22 protein-coding genes are annotated in these 21,099 nt (G+C 64.8%); 3 read left to right on the forward strand and 19 right to left on the reverse strand.

The genetic code is table 11. The annotated features are described in order from the left end of the window. Positions 1-23: 23 nt before the first annotated feature. The 11 genes from flgL to flgB all read right to left on the reverse strand — a co-directional run bounded on the left by flgL (position 24) and on the right by flgB (position 10,905). Entirely contained in the window at positions 24-1,286 is a 1,263-nt protein-coding gene (gene flgL / locus D0T21_RS14935; RefSeq protein ID WP_116990399.1) for a flagellar hook-associated protein FlgL, read from the reverse strand. 5 nt (positions 1,287-1,291) lie between these two features. Continuing rightward, entirely contained in the window at positions 1,292-3,250 is a 1,959-nt protein-coding gene (gene flgK, locus D0T21_RS14940) for a flagellar hook-associated protein FlgK (RefSeq protein ID WP_116990400.1), read from the reverse strand. Between the two features lie 53 nt (positions 3,251-3,303). Further along, positions 3,304-4,275 (reverse strand): flagellar assembly peptidoglycan hydrolase FlgJ, encoded by a 972-nt coding sequence (flgJ, locus tag D0T21_RS14945; RefSeq protein ID WP_116990401.1) that lies wholly within the window; start codon positions 4,273-4,275, stop codon positions 3,304-3,306. A gap of 12 nt (positions 4,276-4,287) precedes the next feature. Next, positions 4,288-5,385 carry a flagellar basal body P-ring protein FlgI gene (locus D0T21_RS14950; protein WP_199538482.1) on the reverse strand — a complete coding sequence of 366 codons (1,098 nt, stop codon included), beginning with the start codon at positions 5,383-5,385 and terminating at the stop codon, positions 4,288-4,290. A gap of 74 nt (positions 5,386-5,459) precedes the next feature. Further along, complete coding sequence (locus D0T21_RS14955; RefSeq protein ID WP_116990403.1) at positions 5,460-6,119, reverse strand: flagellar basal body L-ring protein FlgH; 660 nt, start codon at positions 6,117-6,119, stop codon at positions 5,460-5,462. A 10-nt stretch (positions 6,120-6,129) separates the two neighbouring features. Beyond that, on the reverse strand, positions 6,130-6,912 hold the full coding sequence (flgG, locus tag D0T21_RS14960; protein WP_008451365.1) for a flagellar basal-body rod protein FlgG: 783 nt from the start codon (positions 6,910-6,912) through the stop codon (positions 6,130-6,132). 81 nt (positions 6,913-6,993) lie between these two features. Further along, positions 6,994-7,734 (reverse strand): flagellar basal-body rod protein FlgF, encoded by a 741-nt coding sequence (gene flgF / locus D0T21_RS14965; RefSeq protein ID WP_116990404.1) that lies wholly within the window; start codon positions 7,732-7,734, stop codon positions 6,994-6,996. A gap of 11 nt (positions 7,735-7,745) precedes the next feature. Next, positions 7,746-9,305, reverse strand: coding sequence for a flagellar hook protein FlgE (locus tag D0T21_RS14970; protein ID WP_116990405.1), 1,560 nt, complete (start codon positions 9,303-9,305; stop codon positions 7,746-7,748). A 37-nt stretch (positions 9,306-9,342) separates the two neighbouring features. After that, positions 9,343-10,053, reverse strand: coding sequence for a flagellar hook assembly protein FlgD (locus tag D0T21_RS14975; RefSeq protein ID WP_116990406.1), 711 nt, complete (start codon positions 10,051-10,053; stop codon positions 9,343-9,345). Between the two features lie 16 nt (positions 10,054-10,069). Next, complete coding sequence (flgC, locus tag D0T21_RS14980) at positions 10,070-10,477, reverse strand: flagellar basal body rod protein FlgC (protein ID WP_116990407.1); 408 nt, start codon at positions 10,475-10,477, stop codon at positions 10,070-10,072. Positions 10,478-10,479: 2 nt separating this feature from the next. Further along, complete coding sequence (gene flgB / locus D0T21_RS14985; protein WP_116990408.1) at positions 10,480-10,905, reverse strand: flagellar basal body rod protein FlgB; 426 nt, start codon at positions 10,903-10,905, stop codon at positions 10,480-10,482. A gap of 158 nt (positions 10,906-11,063) precedes the next feature. Here flgB and flgA point away from each other — a divergent pair, with 158 nt between their 5' ends. The 3 genes from flgA to D0T21_RS15000 all read left to right on the forward strand — a co-directional run bounded on the left by flgA (position 11,064) and on the right by D0T21_RS15000 (position 12,675). Next, positions 11,064-11,768 carry a flagellar basal body P-ring formation chaperone FlgA gene (gene flgA, locus D0T21_RS14990; protein ID WP_116990409.1) on the forward strand — a complete coding sequence of 235 codons (705 nt, stop codon included), beginning with the start codon at positions 11,064-11,066 and terminating at the stop codon, positions 11,766-11,768. A 108-nt stretch (positions 11,769-11,876) separates the two neighbouring features. Further along, positions 11,877-12,191 (forward strand): flagellar biosynthesis anti-sigma factor FlgM, encoded by a 315-nt coding sequence (flgM, locus tag D0T21_RS14995; protein WP_116990410.1) that lies wholly within the window; start codon positions 11,877-11,879, stop codon positions 12,189-12,191. 7 nt (positions 12,192-12,198) lie between these two features. Next, positions 12,199-12,675 (forward strand): flagella synthesis protein FlgN, encoded by a 477-nt coding sequence (locus tag D0T21_RS15000; RefSeq protein WP_116990411.1) that lies wholly within the window; start codon positions 12,199-12,201, stop codon positions 12,673-12,675. Here the strand turns inward: D0T21_RS15000 and motD are convergent, their stop codons facing one another. Genes motD through flhB form a run of 8 tightly spaced genes read right to left on the reverse strand, consistent with a single transcriptional unit; the run spans position 12,676 to position 21,069 of the window. Next, complete coding sequence (gene motD / locus D0T21_RS15005) at positions 12,676-13,449, reverse strand: flagellar motor protein MotD (protein ID WP_116990412.1); 774 nt, start codon at positions 13,447-13,449, stop codon at positions 12,676-12,678. It lies immediately after the preceding gene. Position 13,450: 1 nt separating this feature from the next. Continuing rightward, positions 13,451-14,197 carry a flagellar motor protein gene (locus tag D0T21_RS15010; protein WP_116990413.1) on the reverse strand — a complete coding sequence of 249 codons (747 nt, stop codon included), beginning with the start codon at positions 14,195-14,197 and terminating at the stop codon, positions 13,451-13,453. Then, positions 14,179-14,910 carry an RNA polymerase sigma factor FliA gene (locus D0T21_RS15015; protein WP_116990414.1) on the reverse strand — a complete coding sequence of 244 codons (732 nt, stop codon included), beginning with the start codon at positions 14,908-14,910 and terminating at the stop codon, positions 14,179-14,181. The genes D0T21_RS15010 and D0T21_RS15015 overlap by 19 nt, the downstream gene beginning before the upstream one ends. 42 nt (positions 14,911-14,952) lie before the next feature. Then, a complete protein-coding gene (locus tag D0T21_RS15020) occupies positions 14,953-15,750 on the reverse strand; it encodes an antiactivator of flagellar biosynthesis FleN protein (protein ID WP_116990415.1) in 798 nt (265 codons plus the stop codon). Next, entirely contained in the window at positions 15,743-17,203 is a 1,461-nt protein-coding gene (gene flhF, locus D0T21_RS15025) for a flagellar biosynthesis protein FlhF (RefSeq protein WP_116990416.1), read from the reverse strand. Before flhF ends, D0T21_RS15020 begins: the two co-directional genes overlap by 8 nt. A gap of 53 nt (positions 17,204-17,256) precedes the next feature. Further along, positions 17,257-17,721 carry a hypothetical protein gene (locus D0T21_RS32445; RefSeq protein ID WP_229211482.1) on the reverse strand — a complete coding sequence of 155 codons (465 nt, stop codon included), beginning with the start codon at positions 17,719-17,721 and terminating at the stop codon, positions 17,257-17,259. Between the two features lie 49 nt (positions 17,722-17,770). Further along, a complete protein-coding gene (flhA, locus tag D0T21_RS15035) occupies positions 17,771-19,891 on the reverse strand; it encodes a flagellar biosynthesis protein FlhA (RefSeq protein ID WP_116990417.1) in 2,121 nt (706 codons plus the stop codon). After that, positions 19,888-21,069, reverse strand: a complete 1,182-nt coding sequence (flhB, locus tag D0T21_RS15040) for a flagellar biosynthesis protein FlhB (RefSeq protein ID WP_116990418.1) — start codon at positions 21,067-21,069, stop codon at positions 19,888-19,890. Before flhB ends, flhA begins: the two co-directional genes overlap by 4 nt. Positions 21,070-21,099 lie beyond the last annotated feature (30 nt).

Genomic DNA, 21,099 nt, shown 5'->3' on the forward strand with positions numbered 1-21,099 from the left:
CGTCTGCGCCAGCGGCGCCGGAATCAGGTGATGTAGTTGAACAGCGACAGCCCGGCCAGGCTCTTGAACGATTTCTGCGCCGCGTCCAGCGTGGTCTGCTGCTGGGTGAACAGCGAGATCGCCTTCACCGTGTCGACATCCTGCAGGTTCGACAGCGTGGTGGCGTACTGCAGATTCAAATCGTCGCCGGAGCTGTCCAGGTAATCCAGCTCCTTCAGACGCGACCCGACCTCCGACTGGATCGACAGCATATTGTCGGTGGCGTTGTCGATATCCACATGCGCCTGGTTGAGCTTGTTGTTCAGGCTGGCCTGCCCCGCCGGGCCGTCGCCCGCCGCGCGCAAGGCGGCGATCAGGTCGGTCACGGTGGTGAAGATCGATTGCTTGGTGCTGGGCTGCACCGTGAAATTATCCTGGTCGGCGGGGTCGCCCTTGACGTCGAACTGCACGCCGTCGAAGGTGATGTTCTGGCCGCTGACATAGGGCTGCGGCACGGCCGGCACCGGCGCCGCCGGCACCGGCTGGTTCAGGGTCAGGTCGGTGACGGTGTAGGTGGTGACCTTGGGCACGCCCGGCGTGCCCGGCACCACCTGGAAGTCGACCTGGTATTTGTGGCCGGTCAGCTGGGTCGCGTCCTTGACCGAGCCGGCGCTGATGATGCCGGAACCGCCGCGCGTAAAGTTGGCCGGGTCGGCGCCGGTGACAAAGGTGCCGTTGCCGGTCGCATTGTTTTCAAACACCGACGAGCCGGAGTCGCTGATCGGCAGCTTGCGGGTCGAGCCCACCTGCAATTCGCGCTGGCCCTGGTCACCCTGGTAGGCGGCGCCGGTGGCGGTCTGGGTGAACGGCAAGGTGGTCGACTTGTAGCCCGAGAACACATAGCCGCCAGTGCCGTCGGCGGTGTTGGCCTGGCCCAGCAGATCGGCCAGCCGGCCTTCCAGCTCGGTCGCCAGCGACTCGCGATCCTTCTGCGTCATGCTGCCGTCGCCGGCGTTGACGGCCAAGGTCTTGATGTCCTGCAAGATCGAGGTCGAGCTGGCCAGCGCCACCGTCTCCATCGACAGCGTGCCCTTGGCGTTGGAACGGTTGGTGACCAGCTGGGTGTTGATCGACTGCGACTGCGTCACCTCCAGCGCGCGCGCGGTGGCGATCGGATCGTCGGCGGCGGTCAGGTTCTTGCGGCCGGTCGAGAGCTGCTGCTGGGTGCGGGCGAGCGCGGTTTGCAGACTGCTGATCTGCCCTACGCCGACGTCGTAGATCGTCTGGGAGCTGATGCGCATGGACATGATAATTACCTAAGGTTGAGCAATACATCAAACAGGGTGCTGGCCACTTGCATGACCTTGCCGCTGGCCTGGTAGGCCTGCTGGTAGCGTAACAGATTTGCCGCTTCCTCATCCAGGTTCACACCGGAGACACTCTGCTGCTGGGTGGTGGCCTGGGCCACGGCGGCGTCGGCGGCAGAGCCGCTGATCTGCGCCTCGCGCGCCTTGTTGCCGACGAAGTTGACCATCTGCGCGTAGGTGGTCTGGTAGGTGGCGTTGCCGTTGTCCAGGATGTTCTTGGTTTGCAGGCCGGCCAGCAAGGCGCCGTTGCGGCTGTCGCCGACGCCGCTGACATTGGGGCCGACGGTGAAGGTGTCGAGGTCGGCCGGCGTGCCGCTGATGTTGAAGTTGACGCCGCCGAAGCTGATCGCCGCGCCGTCGGTGTACGGCACCGTCGGCGTCCCGGCCGGATACACGGTGGCCACGCCGTTGACCGTCACCGTCACGTCCTGCGCCGGCGGGAAACCCGACAGCGAACCGGTCGCCTTGTCGTAGGTCAGCGTGACCGGCGCGGCCAGCGCGTTGCCCGGCGTCAGGTAATTCGGATCCACGGTGCCGGCGCTGATCTTGGCGTTGCCGGCGTTGGTGGTCGGCGCGGCGGTGGCGATCGGCGCCGCCAGCGCGATCTTGGTGCGGTCGGTGATGGCGACGCTGAACTGGTCGGCCGCGTTGTAGGTCGGCCGCACCAGGAAGTTATCCTTGGTCACCGGCGCGCCGGTGATGGTGTAGTCGACGCCGTCGATGGTTTGCGGCACCGCCTGCGGGAAGGGATTGATCTGCGTGATCTGGCCGTCGCTCAGGCGGGTGACGTTGAAATTGGTGCCGTCGTAGTCGACGCTGTAATCGCTGGCGGTCAGCTTGCTGGCGTCGGTGACCACGGCGGTGACGCTGGCCGTGCTGACCGGCGAGTTGTGGCTGTTGGGGCCGACATAGGCGTTGATCGGGTTGAAGAACGGCGTGCCCTGCGCACCGTTCTGGTCCTGGCCCAGCACGTGCTGGGCGTTGAAGCTGACCGCCAGCCCGGCCGCCACCTGGCCCAGCGAGTTTTGCGCGCGGTCCATGGCGCCGTTGCGGAACGAGACCAGGCCGCCCAGCTGGCCGCCGGTCAGCACGCTCTCCGGCAAGGCGCTGAAGACGCCGCTGTCGCTCTGGTAGCCCACCGTCACGCGGCTGGCGTCGGTCGGCGAGGTGGAGGTCGCCAACTGGAAGGCGGTGCCGCCCACCACCAGCGGCTGGCCGGTGCCGAACTCCACCGTCAGGGTGTTGTTGTCGCCCGGGATGACGGTGGTCTTGATCAGCTTGTTGAGCTCGGTCAGCATCTGGTCGCGGTGGTCCAGCATGTCGTTGGGCGCCTTGCCGTCCGTGGTCAGGCCGGCGATGGTCTTGTTCAGCGCGGCGATCTGGGTGGCGTAGGAATTGATTTCGCCGACGTTGGACGTGATCTGGCCGTTGACGCCGGAGGCGATTTCCGACAGGCGCGCGCTCAGGCCCTGGAAGCGCGACGCCAGCGATGAGGCGGTCGACAGCATCGCCTGGCGCGACGCGGCCGAGGCCGGATTCGAGGTGGCGTCTTGCACGCCGTTGAAGAAGTCCTGCAAGGCCGGCGACAGGCCGGCGGTGGGATCGGCCAGCAGGTTGTCGATCTGGCTGATCTGCTTGGTGTAGGCGTCGAGCGAGGCCTGGTTGGACTCGGCGTTGCGCAGCTGCACCGCCAGGAAGTTGTCGTAGTAGCGGCGCACGGCCGTCACCTCGGTGCCGGTGCCGACGAAGCCGAAGCCCTGGTCCAGGGTCGCGGTATCGGACTGGATGGCGCCCTGGCGGTTGTAGCCAGCCACGCCGGCGTTGGTGATGTTGTTGCCGGTGGTCGACAGACCTACCTGGGCTGCCAACAAACCGCTTTTGCCGATACTGAGAAGACTGGACATGATGTTTTTACTCTATCTGTAAGGTGGTAACGGCAGGCCGTCGCCAAACTTGATTAGCCCGCCAACGAACGCTTGATGATGCTGGTGAGCTTGTTCGCGTAATTCGGGTCGGTGGCGTAGCCGGCCTTCTGCAAGCCGTGGGCGAAGCTGCTGGCGTCGCCTGCGCTGGCCAGCACTTTTTCGTAGCGCGGATTGCTGGCCAGCAGCTTGGCGTAATCCTTGAAGCTGTCGCTGTAGCTGTCGTAGGCGCGGAAGCGCTCGACCTTGGTCTGCGCCTTGCCGTTGACGTATTCGGTGGTGGTGGCCTCGACCACCTTGCCCTTCCAGTCGCCGCCGGCCTTGATGCCGAACAGGTTGTGGCTGTTGCTGCCGTCGCGGCCCTTGATCTCGCGCTTGCCCCAGCCGCTCTCCAGCGCAGCCTGGCCCAGCATGAACTTGGCCGGGATGCCGGTGGCGCGGCTGGCCTCCTCGGCGTCGGCGCCGAGTTTTTGCTGGAAGCTGCGCACATGCGGTGCCTGGCTGCCCTTGTTGGCGTTGGTGGCCGGTACAGCGCTGTTGTCGTCGACCGAGCCGACAGCACCGGGGCCGCCGGCCGCCGCGATGGCGCGCTGCAATTTGGCGTCCATCAGGCTGGACAGGCCGCCGAAGCTGCCGCCGTTGGCGCCGCTGCTGCTGTCGCCGGCCTCGTTGCCGATCGCCAGCGCCTGCTTGTCGGCGGTCTTGGACAGCTGGCGTATCAGCATGTCCGACAGGCCGATGCCCTTCTTGGCGATATTCTGGCTGGTCTGCTGGTCCAGCATGGTGGTGAACATCTTGGTCTGCTGGCTGTCCATCATGCCGTCCTGCGGCGTCGCCTCGCGCATGCTCTTCATCATCATGTTGACGAACATGGCTTCGAACTGCGTGGCGGCCGTCTTCAACGCCTCCGGGCTGCCGGCCTTGGCCGACTGGCGCAGGCTGCCCATGTCCTTGAGGTCAAGGGCGAACTTGCTGCTGAGGTCGTTGGAGGTGTTTGGACTGGTCATGGCGCGCCTCGCTTAGATGATTTCCAGCTCGGCGCGCAGCGAACCGGCCGCTTTCATCGCCTGCAAAATAGCCAGCAGATCCTGCGGCGTGGCGCCGATGGCGTTGAGCGCCTTGACCACCTCGGCCAGCGAGGCGCCGCCCTTGACCATCATCACCTTGCCGCTGTCGGCCTTGATGCCCACCTGCTGGTTCGGCGCGACCACGGTGCGGCCGCCGGACAGCGGGTTCGGCTGACTGATCTGCGGATCGGCGGTCACCGAGATCGACAGGTTGCCGTGCGAGATGGCGCAAGTGTCCAGCGTGACGGCGCGGTTCATCACCACCGAGCCGGTGCGGGCGTTCATGATGACCTTGGCCGGCTGCTCGGCCGGGTTGACCTGCATGTCCTGCAAGGTGCCGATGAAGCTGACGCGCTGGTCGCTGCTGCTGGGCGACTGCACGCGGATCACGCGGCTGTCCAGCGCGTAGGCGATGCCGGAACCGTATTTGTCGTTGATGGCCTCGACCACGCGGCTGGCGGTGGCGAAGTCGGCGGTGTTCAATTCCAGCTTGATGAAGTTGCCCTCGCCCAGGCTGGAGGCGACCGCGCGCTCGACGGTGGCGCCGGCCGAGATCTTGCCCACGCTGAGGTGATTGACCGTCAGCGAGCTGCCGCCCGCGCCGCCGGCGGCGACGCCGACGCCGCCCACCAGCACATTGCCCTGGGCCATGCCGTAGACCTGGCCGTCGGCGCCTTTGAGCGGCGTCATCAGCAGCGTTCCGCCGCGCAGGCTCTTGGCGTTACCCATCGACGAGACCGTGATGTCCAGCGTCTGGCCCGGCTGCGCGAACGGCGGCAGCGAGGCCGTCACCATCACGGCGGCGACGTTTTTTAATTGCAGCGACGTGCCTTGCGGCAGGTTCACGCCCAGCTGTTGCAGCATCGAGACCACGCTCTGCACGGTGAACGGGGTTTGCGTGGTCTGGTCGCCGCTGCCGTCGAGGCCGACGACCAGGCCATAGCCGATCAGCTGATTCTGCCGCACGCCGGCGATGCTGACCAGGTCGCGCAGGCGCTCGGCGTGGGCCGGCTGCACCAGCAGCCAGGCCGCCGCCAGCAGCAGCGTCATGGCCGTCAGCTTGCCCAGGCCGGCAAAGCGGCGCGTGGCGTCGATGATGTGTTGGGAGCTGTCCATGATCGCCATCAGAAAGGTAACAGGCTTTGGAAGAAGCGCGAGGCCATCGACGTCATCTCGGCGCGGTCGATCTGGCTGTTGGTGCGGTACTCGACCTTGGCGTCGGCCACGGCGGTCGACTGCACGGTGTTGCCGGTGGCGATATTGTCGGGATTGATCATGCCGGAGAAGCGGATGAATTCCACGCCCTTGTTCATCGCCACCTGCTTCTCGCCGGCCACGATCAGGTTGCCGTTGGAGAGCACCTCGACCACCGTCACGCCCATGGTGCCGGTGAAGGTGTTGCTGGCCGACTGGTTGTCGCCGTCGGCGTACTTGCTGGCGTTGTTGGCCGCCAGCGTGGCGCCGAAGGTCGATTGCAGCGGATGCGGCACGCTGGCGCTGACGCTGCCGGACTTGTTGCCCGAGCTGGCGCCGGCTTTCACGGCCGAGGTTTTCTCGGTGATGACCAGGGTCAGCACATCGCCCACCTGGCGCGCGCGGCGGTCTTCGAAGATCGGCCGGAAGGCGGCGTTCTGGTAGATCGCGCCGTTGGTCGGCGCCGCCTGCAGCTGGGCGCTGGTCAGCGGACGGGCCGACATCGGCATCTGCACGATGGAGGTCGGCGTGGTCATGCAGCCGCTCAGGGCGACTGCTGCAGCGGCGGCAATGATGATGGCGTATTTCATGTTCGACTCCTTACATCTGCGACAGCTTGGCCAGCATCTGGTCGGAGGTCGTGATGGCCTTCGAGTTGATTTCATAGGCGCGCTGGGTCTGGATCATATTGACCATTTCCTCGACCACGTTGACGTTCGAGGTTTCCACATAGCCTTGCAGGATGACGCCGGTGCCGTTGGTGCCGGGGGTATTGGTTTGCGGGTTGCCGGAAGCGCCGGTTTCCACGTACAGGTTCTCGCCCTTCGATTCCAGCCCGGTCGGGTTGATGAAGGTCGACAACTGGATGCTGCCGATCTGCTGCGGCGCCACCTGGCCCGGCAAGGTGACCGAGACGGTGCCGTCACGGCCCACGGTGATCGATTGCGCGGTGATCGGGATGGTGATGGCCGGTTGCAGCACGAAGCCGCTGGAGGTGACCATCTGGCCGTTGTTGTCGCGCTGGAAGGAGCCGTCGCGGGTGTAGGCGGTGGTGCCGTCTGGCAGCAGCACGTTGAAGAAGCCGTTGCCGTTGACCATCAGGTCCTTGTCATTACCGGTCGACTGCGGATTGCCCTGGGTGTGCACCCGTTCGATCGCCACCGGCCGCACGCCGGTACCGAGCTGCATGCCCGACGGCAGGTTGGTCTGCTGCGACGACTGGCCGCCAGGCTGGCGGATGTTCTGGTACAGCAGATCCTCGAACACCGCGCGCGACTTCTTGAAGCCGTTGGTGCTGACGTTGGCCAGGTTGTTGGACGTGACATCGAGCGCGGTCTGTTGCGCTTCCATGCCGGTCTTGGCGATCCACAGTGAACGTATCATGATGCTTCTCCCGTTGCTCGGATGGGAGCCGTCAAAACCGACAGCTACTCATCCCACGCAACCATTATGCGGGAGAGGTCATCAACTCAAAGCGAGGATCTGGGTGGCTTTTGCGGCGTTATTCTCGGCGTTCTTCAGCAAACTCATTTGCATCTCGAACTGCCTTGCCAGGCTGATCATGTTGACCATGGAATCGACCGGATTGACGTTGCTGCCCTCCAGCGCGCCGTCGACCACGCGCACCGCCGGGTCGTTGTCGGCCGGCGTGCCGCTGACTTGCCGGAACAGGCCGTCGTCGCCGCGCACCAGGGCCTTGGGGTCCGGGTTGACCAGCTTGATCCGTCCCAGCACATTGGCCGGGCCGGGCTTGAAATCGGTGGAGATGGTGCTGACGGTGCCGTCGCCGGCCACCATCACCGTGGTGTCGGGCGGGATGGCGATCGGGCCGCCGTCGCCCACCAGCGTCTGGCCGCTGGTGGTTTGCAGCAGGCCGTTCTCGCTGACCTTCAGGCTGCCGTTGCGGGTATAGGCTTCCGAACCGTCGGCCGACTGCACCGCGATCCAGCCCTGGTCGCGCACCGCGATGTCCAGCGCACGGCCGGTGGTCTGGATCGGGCCGGCGCGCATGTCCGCGCCCACCGTGGAGTTGACCACGAAGGCGCGCGTCTGCAAGCCGTCCGACACCACCGGCACCGCCCGAAACGTATCGAGCTGCGCGCGGAAGCCGGTGGTGGTGGCGTTGGACAGGTTGTTGGCAACGGTGGCTTGCTGATCCATCACGTGCCGCGCACCTGTCATCGCGGTATAAACCAGGCGGTCCATGGCTTACTCTATTAACGGAGATTGACGAGGGTTTGCAACACCGAATCCTCGGTCTTGATGGTCTGCGCATTGGCCTGGTAGACGCGCTGCGCGGTGATCATGTTGACCAGTTCGGCCGTCAGGTCGACATTCGACACTTCAACCGAGCTGGCGCGCAAGGAGCCCATCGAGCCGGCGTTCGGCACCCCAACCTGCGGCGTGCCCGAAGCCGAGCTTTCCGCCCAAGCGTTGTTACCCAGCGGAGTCAGGCCGTCGACGCTGGAGAAGTTCGCCATGGCGATCTGTCCCATCGGGCGCGATTTGCCGTTGCTGTACTGACCCAGGATCACGCCGTTGGCGTCGATGGCGTAACGCTGCCACGAGCCGGCCGAGTAACCGTTCTGCACTGAACCCAGGTCGTTGGTGACGCTGCCGTACTGGGTGGTCTTGTCGAAGGTGGTGGCGACCGTCATCGGCTGCTGGGCGCCGGTGTCCGGGAAGATCGGCAGCTGGATATTAAACGGCAGCGTTTGCGGCGTCGGTTGCATCAAGGCCATCGCCTCCGGGTCCAGCACGCCGGTCTTGGTGAACAGCAGCGTACCGGCCTTGACGGCTGGCACGGTGATGGCGGCGGCCAGCTTGGCGTTGATCTGATCCGGCGTCATGCCGGTGATGGAACCGCTGCTGGTCGGATCGAGCGCGGTGATGGCGGCGGCCAGAGCATCCAGCTGCGCCTGCGAGGCTGCGGCGGGCGGGGTGCTGGCGGCGGTGGTCATCACGGCGCCGGCCGCGGTCGCATAGGATCCCGCCGCCTGGGCGATGAGCAGCGGGTCCGGCGGCGTCGCGCGCACCTGATCGTTATAGGCCAAACGGGCAGCGGCCACAGTCGGATCGCTGTTGATCGCGGCGGCCACGCCGGCCGAGACGATTTCCTTGTTGTCGGCGGCGGCGTACACGTCCCAGGTATTGGCGTCGGTCTTGACGTAGTAGGTCGTCATGATGTGCGAGGTGCCCAGGCTGTCGTACACGTTCAGCACGGTCTGCTTGTTGTAGCTGGTCGGATCACCGGCGTCGAACGGAATGGTGGCCGGCACCTTCTCGGCCGAGCTCAGGTTCAACTGGAAATTGGCGGTGGTGGTTTGCACCGGCGTCAGGTCGGACTTGTCCAGGGTCAGCGGCACCGGAGCGCCGAGCTGGATCACTCCGGCCGAGTTCGACAGATAGCCGGTCAGCTGCGCGCCCTGGGCATTGATCAGCGTGTGGGTGTTATCTTCGTGGAACTGGCCGTTGCGCGAGTACTGCACCGCGCCGTTGACCACTTCGCGGAAGAAGCCGCCACCGTTGATCGAGATGTCCAGCGGGTTGTTGCTGGTCTCGATATTCCCCTGGGTGAATTGCTGGGCCAACTTGGCCGTCGTCACACCGATGCCGGGATTGTTGCCCGACACGCCGTTCAGCGAGTTGGCGTACAGGTCCGCAAACTGCGCCTGCGAGCCCTTGAAGCCAACCGTGCTGGCGTTGGCGATGTTGTTGCCGATAACGTCCAGCGATTTGGATGCTGCGTTCAGGCCGCTAAGTCCTTGTTGGAACATGGTATTCCCCTATGCTAGGTGTGACGTGTGAACTGCGTTACAAAACTTCTTTAACATCGGACATGGCGAACTGTCCGAGCGAGGTATTCAATTTGACGCCGCCGCTGCCGGTCGACACGCTGGCCACGGCCGCCAGTTGCAGCGCGGTCGAGTCGGTCAGCGTCTTGCCGGCGCTCACCGCCTTGACGGTGAAGGTGTAGGCGCCGGCCGGCGCGGCGGTCTTGCCGTCGGTGGTGCCGTCCCAGGTGATCGGGTAGGTGCCGACGTCGGTGCTCTTCATGCTCATGGTGCGCACCGTGGCGCCGCTCTTGTCCTGGATCGAAATCGTCACGCTCTCGGCGGGCGAGGCCAGGTCGACGCCGAACACGCTGGTGCTGGTGCTTTTGCCGGCGTCGTCGGTGCTGGTCGACAGTTGAATGCCGGCGCCCGCCACCAGCACGCCCTTGCCGATCAGGTTGGTGGCGGTCAGCGATTGCGACGCGGCCTGGTCGGTGCGCAGCGATTCCAGCGTGGCGTTGACCTTGTTGATGCCGGTCACCGTCGACAGCTGGGCCAGCTGGCTGGTCATGGCCGCGTTGTCCATCGGGTTCAGCGGGTCCTGGTTCTGCAGCTGCGTGACCAGCAGCTTCATGAACTTGTCCTGGTCCGCGCCGATGTCGTTGGACGTGCTGGTGCTGGAACTGCTGGTGTTGCTGGTGGTGTTGAGCGCCGCCGTTACCGGCGTGTCGATCACTGAGCTGATAGTCATGATTGCCTCTTAAAAATTACTGGCCGATGGTCAGGGTTTTGAGCAGCAGCGTCTTGGCCGCGTTCATGGTCTCGACGTTGGTCTGGTAGGAACGTGAGGCCGACAGCATGTTGACCATCTCGTCCACCACGTTCACGTTGGGCATGGTCACGTAGCCCTTGTCGTCCGCCATCGGATGCCTGGGATCGTACATCTGCTTCATCGGCGACTGGTCTTCCACTACCTGCTTGACCCGCACCCCGGTCGAGGCGCCGCCGTCGGCCGGCGTGGTCGCTTCGAACACCACCTGGCGCGCGCGGTAGGCCTCGCCGCTGGCGCTGGTGGCGCTGTCGGCATTGGCCAGGTTGGAGGCCACCACGTTGAGCCGTTGCGCCTGGGCGCTCATGGCCGAACCTGAAACATTGAAAATATTAAACAGCGACATGATCAGTTACCTCCCTGTATCGCCGCCATCATGTTCTTGATCTGGGCGTTGATTGCGGTGATGCCGGCCTCGTAGCGGATGGCGTTGTCGGCGAACTGGTTGCGCTCGACGTCCATGTCGACCGTGTTGCCGTCGACCGCGCCCTGCACCACGCCGCGGTACAGCAGCGGCGTGCCGTCCGCCATGCTGGTGCCGTCTTGTTGAGGGTTGGGGTAATGCTTGCTGGCGGTGGTCTTCAGCGTGGCGTTGGCGCTCGGGCTGGCCTTGTCCAGCGCGGCCTGCATGGCGCTGGAGAAATCGATGTCGCGTGCCTTGTAGTTGGGCGTATCGCCGTTGGCGATATTCGAAGCGAGCACGCTCTGCCGCTGAGAGCGCAGGCCCAGCGCGGCTTCGTTAAAGCGCAGATAATCGTCGAGTTTCCCAACCATGGCAGCTCCCAATGGACGTACTTGTTATGACAGGATCGATGATACGGAGTTGCCGGTGGTAACCATCGAGCGATAAGACAGCGCTTTTCGGTCCTATTCAAGGCTTCAAGTCCAGGCCGCCAAACTATGATGGCAATATTGAAGGGGACTCTCACACCATGAAACGACTGCTCATCACTGCCGCCCTGCTGGCCCTGCTGCCGGCGGCCCAGACTCAGGCTCAGCAAGCCGCGCCCCTGCGCCAAGACGCGGCCGCGCTCAAGCGCAGCGTCGAACAGTTCCTGCAAGTACAAAGCGGCGGCCTGCCCGGCCAGGTCACGGTCGCCGTCGGCGCCGTCGATCCGCGCATGAACCTGGCCGCCTGCCCCGATCCGCAAGCCTTCTTCATGCCCGGCGCACGCGCCTGGGGCAAGACCACGGTCGGCGTGCGCTGCGTGGCGCCGGCGGCCTGGACGATCTATATCCAGGCCACCGTCACCGTGGTCGGCGAATACATCGCCAGCGCCGCGCCGCTGGCCCAGGGCCAGGCCATCGAGGCCGGCCAGCTGGTGACCCTGAAGGGCGATCTGACAACATTGCCGGCCGGGATAGCCACCGACATGGGCCAGGTGATCGGCCGCAGCACCAATATTTCACTGCCGCCGGGCACGCCGCTGCGCCTCGATACGCTGCGCAGCAAGCCGGTGGTGCAGTCCGGCCAGCTGGTGCGGCTGGTTTCCAGCGGCAACGGTTTCAGCGTGTCGGCCGAGGCGCGCGCCATGAGCACGGCGGGCGACGGCCAGGTAGTCCAGGTAAAAACTTCCGGTGGGCAACAAATCACGGGGATCGCCAAGGCAGGCGGGCTGGTGGAGGTGGCGTTTTGATCGAACGCCAGGGGTCTTGAGGTACGGCAACGCTAAAGTTTTGGCGTCAGCCGCCGTTACATACTCAGATCCCGGAGTTTCGTACTCCTACCAGAGAAGGATAATGCTGTGAAAATTAACGATACATTGAAGAGCACGACCGGCTTGCCGTCGTCGACTCCGGCTTCCACCTCGACTGCGCGCGGCGCAGACAAGGCGGCAGCCCCGGCGACGCCTGCAACGTCCGACAACGTGCGCCTGTCGCCGCAAGGCCAGGCATTGGCGGCCAGTGCGGCCGGCGGCGCCAACGCCGTGTTCGACACCAAAAAAGTCGAGCGCATCAAGCTGGCAATAGCCGACGGTCAGTTCCAGGTCAACTCGGAAAAAGTAGCGGATGGCTTGCTGGATACAGTCAAGGATCTGCTGCACTCTCGCAAACGATAGGTCTACCATGTCAACCGCTACCCCGCTGAACAGCCTGCGCGAAGAAGAACACATCATGACGACCCTGCTGGGCGTTTTGAAACAGGAGCAGCAACATCTGGTGGCGGCGGAAATCGACGGCCTGACGGCGGTCACCACGAAGAAATCGGCACTGGTCACGCAGATGACCCTGTTGTCGGCCCAGCGCCACCGCGCCTTGGGCAAGGCCGGCTACCCGGCCGAGGAAGCCGGCATGGATGCCTGGGTTGCCGCCAGCGGCGCCGACGCCGCCGAAGCTTCCGTCCTGTGGCAGGCACTGCAGCAACACGCCCGCGAAGCTAAGGAACTGAACCGCATCAACGGCATGCTGATCAACAAGCAAATGAACCACACGCAAGGAGCGCTGCAAGCGCTGCGTCCGCAATCGGCGGGCGCGAACAACTTCTACGGCCCTGGCGGCCTGTCCACTTCCCTGCCCCGCAGCCGCGGCTTCCTGGCCGGCTGATTACTGCGCCGGCGCCTGCGTCGGCACTTCCGTTACCGTATCCGGGATACCGGACAAGATCGTGACCGCCACGCGGCGATTGCGCGCGCGGCCGATCGGGTTGTCGTTCGGCGCCACCGGCACGTTCGAGCTGAAGCCCACCGCCGTCAGGCGTTCCGGCGCCACGCCGGCGTCGATGAACAAGCGCACCACGCTGCTGGCGCGCACCGCCGACAGTTCCCAGTTGGACGGGAACAGCGTGTTGCGGATAGGCTGGTTGTCGGTGTGGCCTTCGACCTGCACCTTGTGATCGTCGTTTTTCAGCAGGCCGGCGACGGCGCGCAGCGCTTCGGTCGATTCGTTGGTCAGCCGCGCCTCGCCCGGATCGAACAGCACCGAGGCATTGATCTCGACGCTGACGCCGCGACTGTTTTGCGTGACGCGCACCTTGCCCTCCTTGACCAGGGGCGCCAGCGTGGACAACAAGTCCTGCGCCAGCTTGGTCATCTGGGTTTTTTCCTTGCGCAGCAATTCGGCGTGGCGCCGCAGGTTGGGATTGGGGATCGGCAGGTTGGGCACTTCGGTGTTGACCGGCTTGGCCGAACCGGCGCCGCCGAAGGCGTCGCCCAGCGCCACCGACAGCACCTTGTAGCGGCCGATATTGACCACGGAAATCGCGTACATGACGACGAAGAAGGCGAACAGCAGCGTGATGAAGTCGGCGTAGGAGATCAGCCAGCGCTCGTGGTTCTCCGGTTCGTCGTCGAACTTCCTGCGGGCGCGCCGGTTCTGCATGTCAGTGTTCCCGCAGCAGCGTGGCGATGCGCTCGTCGATGACGCGCGTGTGGTCGCCGGTGGCGATGTCGTAGAACACGGCGGCGGCGATTTCCTGCTGGTGCACGGCCTGCGTGACGATGGCCTTGAGCTTGTTGGCGATCGGGTAGAAGAACAGGTTGGCCAGGCCGACGCCGTAGATAGTCGAGACGAAGGCCACGGCGATGCCGGAACCGAGCTTGCTGGGATCGGTGAGGTTTTCCATCACATGGATCAGGCCCAGCACCGCGCCCAGGATGCCGATGGTGGGCGAATAGCCGGCCGCCGATTCCCAGATGCGCACCGCCTGGCGTTCTTCCGTTTCATAGGCGGTGATTTCGGTGTCGAGGATCTGGCGCAGCTTGTCGGGATTGATGCCGTCGACGATCAGGCGCAAGCCCTTGATGTTGAACTTGTCCTTGGAGGCGAGCATATAGCGCTCCAGCGACAGCAGGCCGTCGCGGCGCGCCGCCAGGTTCCAGGCGTTGATGTCGCGCGCCAGCAGCACGCGGGTGTCGGCCGGCGGCGCGAACACCAGGCGCAGCATGCGCAGGCCGCGCACGAAGGTCTGGAACTTGGTCTGCAACAGCACCGCGCCGAACGTGCCGACCACGACGATCGCGAACGCCGCCGGCTGCAGCAGCGACGCCAGCTTGCCGCCCTCCAGCGTCTGGCCGACGACGATGCCGGCCAGCGCCAGCAGCACCCCGGCTACGCTGGCCCAGTCCAAGACCGCTCCCGAAGTGAGGCGCGCAAGCGCGCCACGGCCTGCGTATGCAGCTGCGATACGCGCGATTCCGATACGCCCATCACGGCGCCGATTTCTTTCAAGTTGAGCTCCTCTTCGTAGTACAGCCCCATCAGGATCTTTTCGCGCGGCGGCAAGGCGTCGATGGCGTCGATCACGGCCTGGCGGAAGTCGCCATCCAGCAGCGAGCGCAACGGATCGCTCTCCTCGTCCGAACAGTAACGGTCGAGGAAGCTGTCGTTGCCGTCGTCGTCGTGAAAATCTTCGTAGTACACCAGCTGGTGGCCGCCGCCGTCGGACAGCATTTCCTGATAGTCGGCCAGCGACAGCTTGAGCATCTTGGCCACTTCCGACTCGGTCGGCGGATGGCCGAGGCGCTGCTGCAGCGTGCTCATCGCGGTTTCGATCTTGCGCATGTTCTGGCGCATCGAGCGCGGCAGCCAGTCGCTGTTGCGCAGCTCGTCCAGCATGGCGCCGCGGATGCGCAGCACGGCATAGGTTTCGAACTGGGCGCCATGGGTATCCTCGTAACGGCTGATGGCGTCGAGCAGGCCGATCATCCCGGCTTGCACCAGATCGTCGACTTCGACGCTGGGCGGCAGTTTCGCCTTCATGTGATGGGCCAAGCGCTTCACCAACGGCATATGCTCCGTCAGTAAAGAATCCTTGTCCACTTTCCCTTTGACCGTGTACATAGCCGTTTATTATTGATTAAGCGCTAAAATTGTGATGCTCCCTTAACGGAAAGATGGCGAGCCGGCCAGCGCGAAGCGCCCCGCCAGTTGACGAAACGCGACCGAAGCCCCGGCCAGCGGAAACGCATCGACCACCGCACGCCCCAAGCGTGCCGCGCGTTGCAGGTATTCATCCGCCGGCACCGACCCCATCGAAACAAGGTTCACCGCCAGGTATCGGCTAGCTGCCTGTGCCATATTATCGTATACCACCTTTGCTTCCGATTCGGAAGCCCCGGTGACCAGAATTCCAAACGGCCGGCGACCCAGCTCCTGGTTCAGGCGCTTGATCATACTGTACGCGGCCTTGATCGAGGTAGCGCTATTCGATACCTGCACCACGATTTCCGAGCTGGCCATGACCGGCACCGGGAAGGCCACGCCGTCGAACTCGCCGTCGACGATGACGATGCCGGTCTGCTTGGCCAGCACGTCGAAGGCCTTGGCCAGGCGGCGCGTCTCGTCCGGGCCGCTGCGCGCCACGCCGCGTGTCATCGACGCCACAGCGAAGCCTTGCGGCACCTGGTGGATCACCTGGTTCAACGCGCATTCCTGGCGCGCCACGTCGAGCAGGCTGGCGCCGCCGTCCACGCCCAGGCGCGAGGCCACGCCGTGGGCGCTGGCGCAGGCGTCCACCAGCAGCACGTCGTTGCCGGCGCGCGCCAGCGAGGCGCCCAGGTTGACCAGCATGGCGCCCTTGTCGTCCTGCGGCGTGGCCGACAGGAAGGTGACGATGCGGGGCTTGGGCCCCGCCAGCATGCGGCGCAGTCCCTCCGCCTGGTCGAAATCGAAATTAGCCAAGGTGCACCTCGCGCATTGCTTGCTCGTGCTGGCCGTTGCTCATCAGCAGCGGCAGTTCGGCGTCCAGGTACTGGGTGTTGACGACATCGCGTTTCAATTTGAAAGCGCGGTCGATCAGGTAGGCCGGATCGGCCAGGTGCAGGTCTTCCGGCACGCGCTGGCCGTTCGACACATAGAACAGATTGAGTTTTTGGCGGATCACCACGTCGAGCACGTTGCCGATGGCGGCCGCTTCGTCCAGCTTGGTCATGATGCAGCCGGCCAGGCCGCTGCCCTGATAGGCGCGCACCACTTCGTTCAGGGTTTCCTGGGTGGCCGTGGCGTTCAGGCACAGCAGGCGCTTGACGTCGGAGCCGGCGCCTTGCAGCATCGACACCTGTTCGGTGACCATCTGGTCGCGCTGGCTGACGCCGACCGTGTCGATCAGCACCGTGTGCTTGTTCTTCAATTCCTTCAAGGCGATGCGCAGGTCGGCTTCGTCCTTCACCGAGTGCACCATCACGCCGAGGATCTTGCCGTAGATGCGCAACTGTTCGTGGGCGCCGATACGGTAGGCGTCGGTGGTGATCAGGGCCAGCTTGTCCGGGCCGTGGCGCATCACGCAGCGCGCGGCCAGCTTGGCGGTGCTGGTGGTCTTGCCGACGCCGGTCGGGCCGACCAGCGCGAACACGCCGCCCTGTTCGATCAGCGCGTCTTCGTTGGCCATGGTTTGCAGGTTGCGGGTCAGGACGTTCTTGATCCAGCGCAGGCTGTCGGCGGCGTCGCGGTTGGCCGGCAGTTTTTCGATCAGGTAGCGCGCCAGGCTGGCCGAGAAGCCGGCCGCCAGCATCTCGCGCAGCACGGCGGCTTTCTGCGGCTCGCGCGCTTGCGTGGTGCCCCAGGAGATTTCGGCCAGCTGGGTTTCCATCATGCCGCGCATGGCGCGGATTTCGCTCATCATGCCCTGCATTTCGGCGGCGGCGTTCTGCTTGGCGCTGGCGATGGCGGCGCTGACCATGGCGGCGATCTGGTCGACGTCCAGTGCAGCCTGGGCCTGAACCGGGGCCGGCGCCGGCGCGGCGGCTGCGGCCTTGGTGACGCTGGCGAACGACGCGGCGGACGCCACTACACGGCGCACCGGTTGCGCTGGCAGGGCGGCTGGCGCCGGGGTTGGGGCTGGGGTGTTCGATTCGAAGCGCGGCTCCATGCGCTGTTCCAGGCGTGGCTCTTGACGCTGATCGGCGCGGCCTTGCGGCACGGCGGTGCTCAGGTCGAGCGACGGCGCTGGTTCAGCCATCGGCGAGTGCGGCGCCGGCATGGCCAGCGAGGCGGCATCGTCGTTGGCGAGGGCGAGGATTTCAACGCCGCCATCGGCCTGGCGGTTGGACAGGATCACGGCGTCGGGGCCGAGCGATTCGCGCACTTTGCGCAGCGCCTCGCGGGAAGTCGGTGCGGTAAATTTTTTGACGTTCATGGCCGGCTCTCAGGAGTCTAAGTCGAGCAGTGCGTCTTCCGGATGAGACGCCTTTACTCTGACAGTGCCATTATTGACGATGCACTCTGGAAACGATCCGACGAACAGGGGGGCAAATGGGCCGCATTTCGCCATTGCGGCCGAGGCGGCTTAGTTGTCGCGAAAAACCTCGTCCAGCGTAGCGGCGCTGACGAAGTTTTTAGCCCAGGCCAGAAGTTGGGACACATCGGCCGCGCCCCCAACGCTTGCGGCAAGCGCATGATCCAGTCGATCACCCGATATAAATTAATAATACGCTGCCTGTCCCAATTGCGCAGGTACACACTGACCAGCTTGTCCAGCAAGCACTTACCGAGTTCGGCATCGCCAGCCAGCGCGGAAAATTCCTGGTCGAGAAAAGTATGCGGCCGCGACCAGTCGATCGCGGCATGCGCTAGGGGGAAGTAGAACGCCATGAACTCCGGAAAGTGCTGCATGAGCACGTCCTTCCACGGCGTATCGAAATCGTCGTCATCCATGCGAGCAGTCTAGGCCGCCCGCATGGATGCATGCGCGATCCGCTCAAACTTATGCCGGCTGCTGGCCCACCAGCGCCGTCACGCGGATGGTCTTGGTCTCCGGGATCTCGGCATGCGACAGCACCTTCAGCTGCGGCAAGGCGCGGCGCAGGAAGCGCGACAGCAAGGCCCGCAGCGGGCCCGGCACCAGCAGCACCGGCGTCAGGCCCAGCGCCTCCTGCTGCTGCGCCGCCTGCTGCGCCTGCTGGGCGATGGTGTCGGCCAGCCCCGGCTCGATGCCGGCGCCGTCCGGACCGCTGGCCGCCAGCGCCTGCATCAGCAAGCGTTCCAGGCGATTGTCCAGGGTCATCACCGACAGCTCGCTGGCGCCGGGGAACAGCTGCTGCACGATGGCGCGGCCCAGCGAGATGCGCACCAGCGCCGTCAGGTCGCTCGGATCCTGCGTGTGCACGGCATGCTCGGCCAGCGTCTCGATAATGGAGCGCATGTCGCGGATGTGCACGCCTTCCATCAGCAGGTTCTGCAAGACCTTCTGCAAGGTCGACAGCGACACCATCTTCGGCACCAGGTCTTCCACCAGCTTGGGCGCATCCTTGCCCAGGTGATCCAGCAGCGACTGCACCTCGGCCCGGCCCAGCAGCTCGGAAGCATGGGTCGTGATCAGGTGATTCAAATGGGTCGCCACCACCGTGCCGGCGTCGACCACCGTGTAGCCCATGCCCTGCGCCTGGTCGCGCAGATTGGCGTCGATCCAGGTGGCGGGCAGGCCGAAGGCCGGATCGGTGGTCACCATGCCCGGCAAGGTGCCGCTGGCCATGCCCGGATTGATCGCCAGGAACTGGCCGTTGAAAGCCTCGCCCGTGCCCACTTCCACGCCCTTGAGCGTGATGCGGTAGGCCGACGGCTTCAATTCCAGATTGTCGCGGATGTGCACCGGCGGCGCCAGGAAACCCACCTCCTGCGCGAACTTCTTGCGGATGCCCTTGATACGCTTGAGCAGCTCGCCGCCCTGGGTCTTGTCCACCAGCGGGATCAGGCGATAGCCCACTTCCAGGCCCAGCGTATCGACCGGCATGATGTCCTGCCAGCTGGCCTCTTCCTGCTCCGGCGCGGCGGCCGGCGCGGCTGCCGCTTCAGCCGCCGCCACTTCGGCGGTCTTGCCGGCTTCGGCTTTGCGCGTCATCAGGTAGGCCGAGCCGGCCAGCACGCTCGCCAGCAGCAGGAACACCAGGTTGGGCATGCCCGGAATCAGGCCCATGCCGCCGATGATGGCGGCGGTAATGTACAGCACCTGCGGCTTGGCGAACAACTGCCCCACCACCTGGGTGCCGATGTCCTGCTCGCTAGCCACGCGCGACACCACGATACCGGCCGCGGTCGAAATCACCAGCGACGGGATCTGCGCCACCAGGCCGTCACCGATGGCCAGCAGCGTGTAGTTCTTCAGCGCGTCGGCAAAGGTCAGGTCGTGCTGCAGCAGGCCGACCAGCAAGCCGCCGACCACGTTGATCACCGTGACCAGGATGCCGGCCACGGCGTCGCCGCGCACGTATTTACTGGCACCGTCCATGGCGCCATAGAATTCCGCTTCCTGCGCCACTTCGCTGCGGCGCTTGCGGGCGTCTGCCTCGCCGATCAGGCCGGCGTTGAGGTCGGCGTCGATCGCCATTTGCTTACCCGGCATCGCATCCAGGGCGAAACGCGCGCCCACCTCGGCGATACGGCCCGCACCCTTCGTCACCACGGTAAAGTTAATGATCGTCAAAATAATGAACACCACGATACCGACCGTGTAGTTACCGCCGATCAGGAAGTGGCCGAAGGCCTCGATCACCTTGCCGGCGGCGTCGGCGCCGGTGTGGCCCTCGGTCAGCACCACGCGGGTCGAGGCCACGTTCAGCGACAGACGCAGCATGGTCGACACCAGCAGGATGGTCGGGAAGGCCATGAAGTCCAGCGGCTTGACCGTGTACAGGCTGGTCAGCAGCACGATCACCGCCAGCGCGATATTGAAGCTGAAGAAGATGTCGAGCACGAAAGCCGGCAGCGGCAGCACCATCATCGCCAGCAGCATGATGATCAGGATAGGCGCGGCCAGGCTGCTCTTGTTGCGGCTGTTGGCGATGCCTTGCAGCCATGGCGGCAGTTTCAGGTTGCTCAGGGCGTTCATGCGGGTGCTCCGTTATTCAAGTCGGGTTTCTTCTTTTGCGATGCGGGGTTGAGCGGATCGAGCTCAGGCGGCACATCGAGTGTCTTCGGTATATCCGGGCGGTTGCCGTTGCCCTTGCTGAACAGGCGCAGCTGGAACACATAGGCCAGCACTTCGGCCACGGCCGAGTACAGCGCTTCCGGAATCTCGTCGCCGATCTCGGTGTGCTTGTGCAGCGCGCGCGCCAGCGCCGGCGCTTCCAGCATGATCACCTTGTTCTCTTTGGCGATCTCGCGGATCTTGGCGGCCACTTCGTCGGTGCCCTTGGCCACCACCTTCGGCGCGCCGCGCATGCCGTCGCTGTACTTCAGCGCCACCGCGTAGTGGGTCGGGTTGGTCACCACCACGTCGGCGGTCGGCACGTCGGCCATCATGCGGCGCTTGGCCATCTCACGCTGCAGCTGGCGGATCTTGGCCTTGATTTGCGGATTGCCGTCGGATTCCTTGGATTCCTGGATCAGCTCCTGGCGGGTCATCTTCAGCTTGTTCGCGTAGTGCCACATCTGGTAGGGACCGTCGATGGCGGCGATCAGGCCCAGCGCGCCGACGATGAACAGGAAGCTGCTGCCCAGCATGTTGAGCGTGTGCGTCATGCCCAGCTTGAGCGGCTCCACCGCCAGGCCGATCACGGCGTCCTTCTGCTTCATCACCACCAGCCAGGCCACCATGCCGACCACCAGCGCCTTGGCCACCGCCTTGAACAGCTCGACCAGCGAGTTGGACGAGAACATATTGCCGAGGCCGTTGGCGGGATTGAGTTTGTTGAAGTTGGGCGCGACCGCCTTGCCGCTGAACAGCCAGCCGCCCACCAGCAATGGCGAGGCCAGCGCGACGATCATCACCGCGATGCCCAGCGGCAGGCAGGCGAGCATCACCCGCACCACATCGACCCCGATGCGGTTGAGCAGGATGTCGGCATCGAAGATTTGTTCCTGGTTCAAGGTCAGGCCGGACACCAGGGCGGAATTGAGCTGGCGTACCAGCCCGTCGCCGGTCATCCACAAGCCGGCGCCGGCCGCCATCAATACGGTAAAGGTCGCCACTTCCCGCGATCGGGGAACGTCGCCCTCTTCTCGCGCCTGCTCGAGGCGCTTCGCTGACGCGGGTTCGGTCTTTTCTGCGTCGCTGTCTTCTGCCATGGAATCTGCCTGCTGCGGGGTTTATCTCGA

The organism is Duganella sp. BJB476, from assembly GCF_003416895.1.
Classification (GTDB): domain Bacteria; phylum Pseudomonadota; class Gammaproteobacteria; order Burkholderiales; family Burkholderiaceae_D; genus Rugamonas.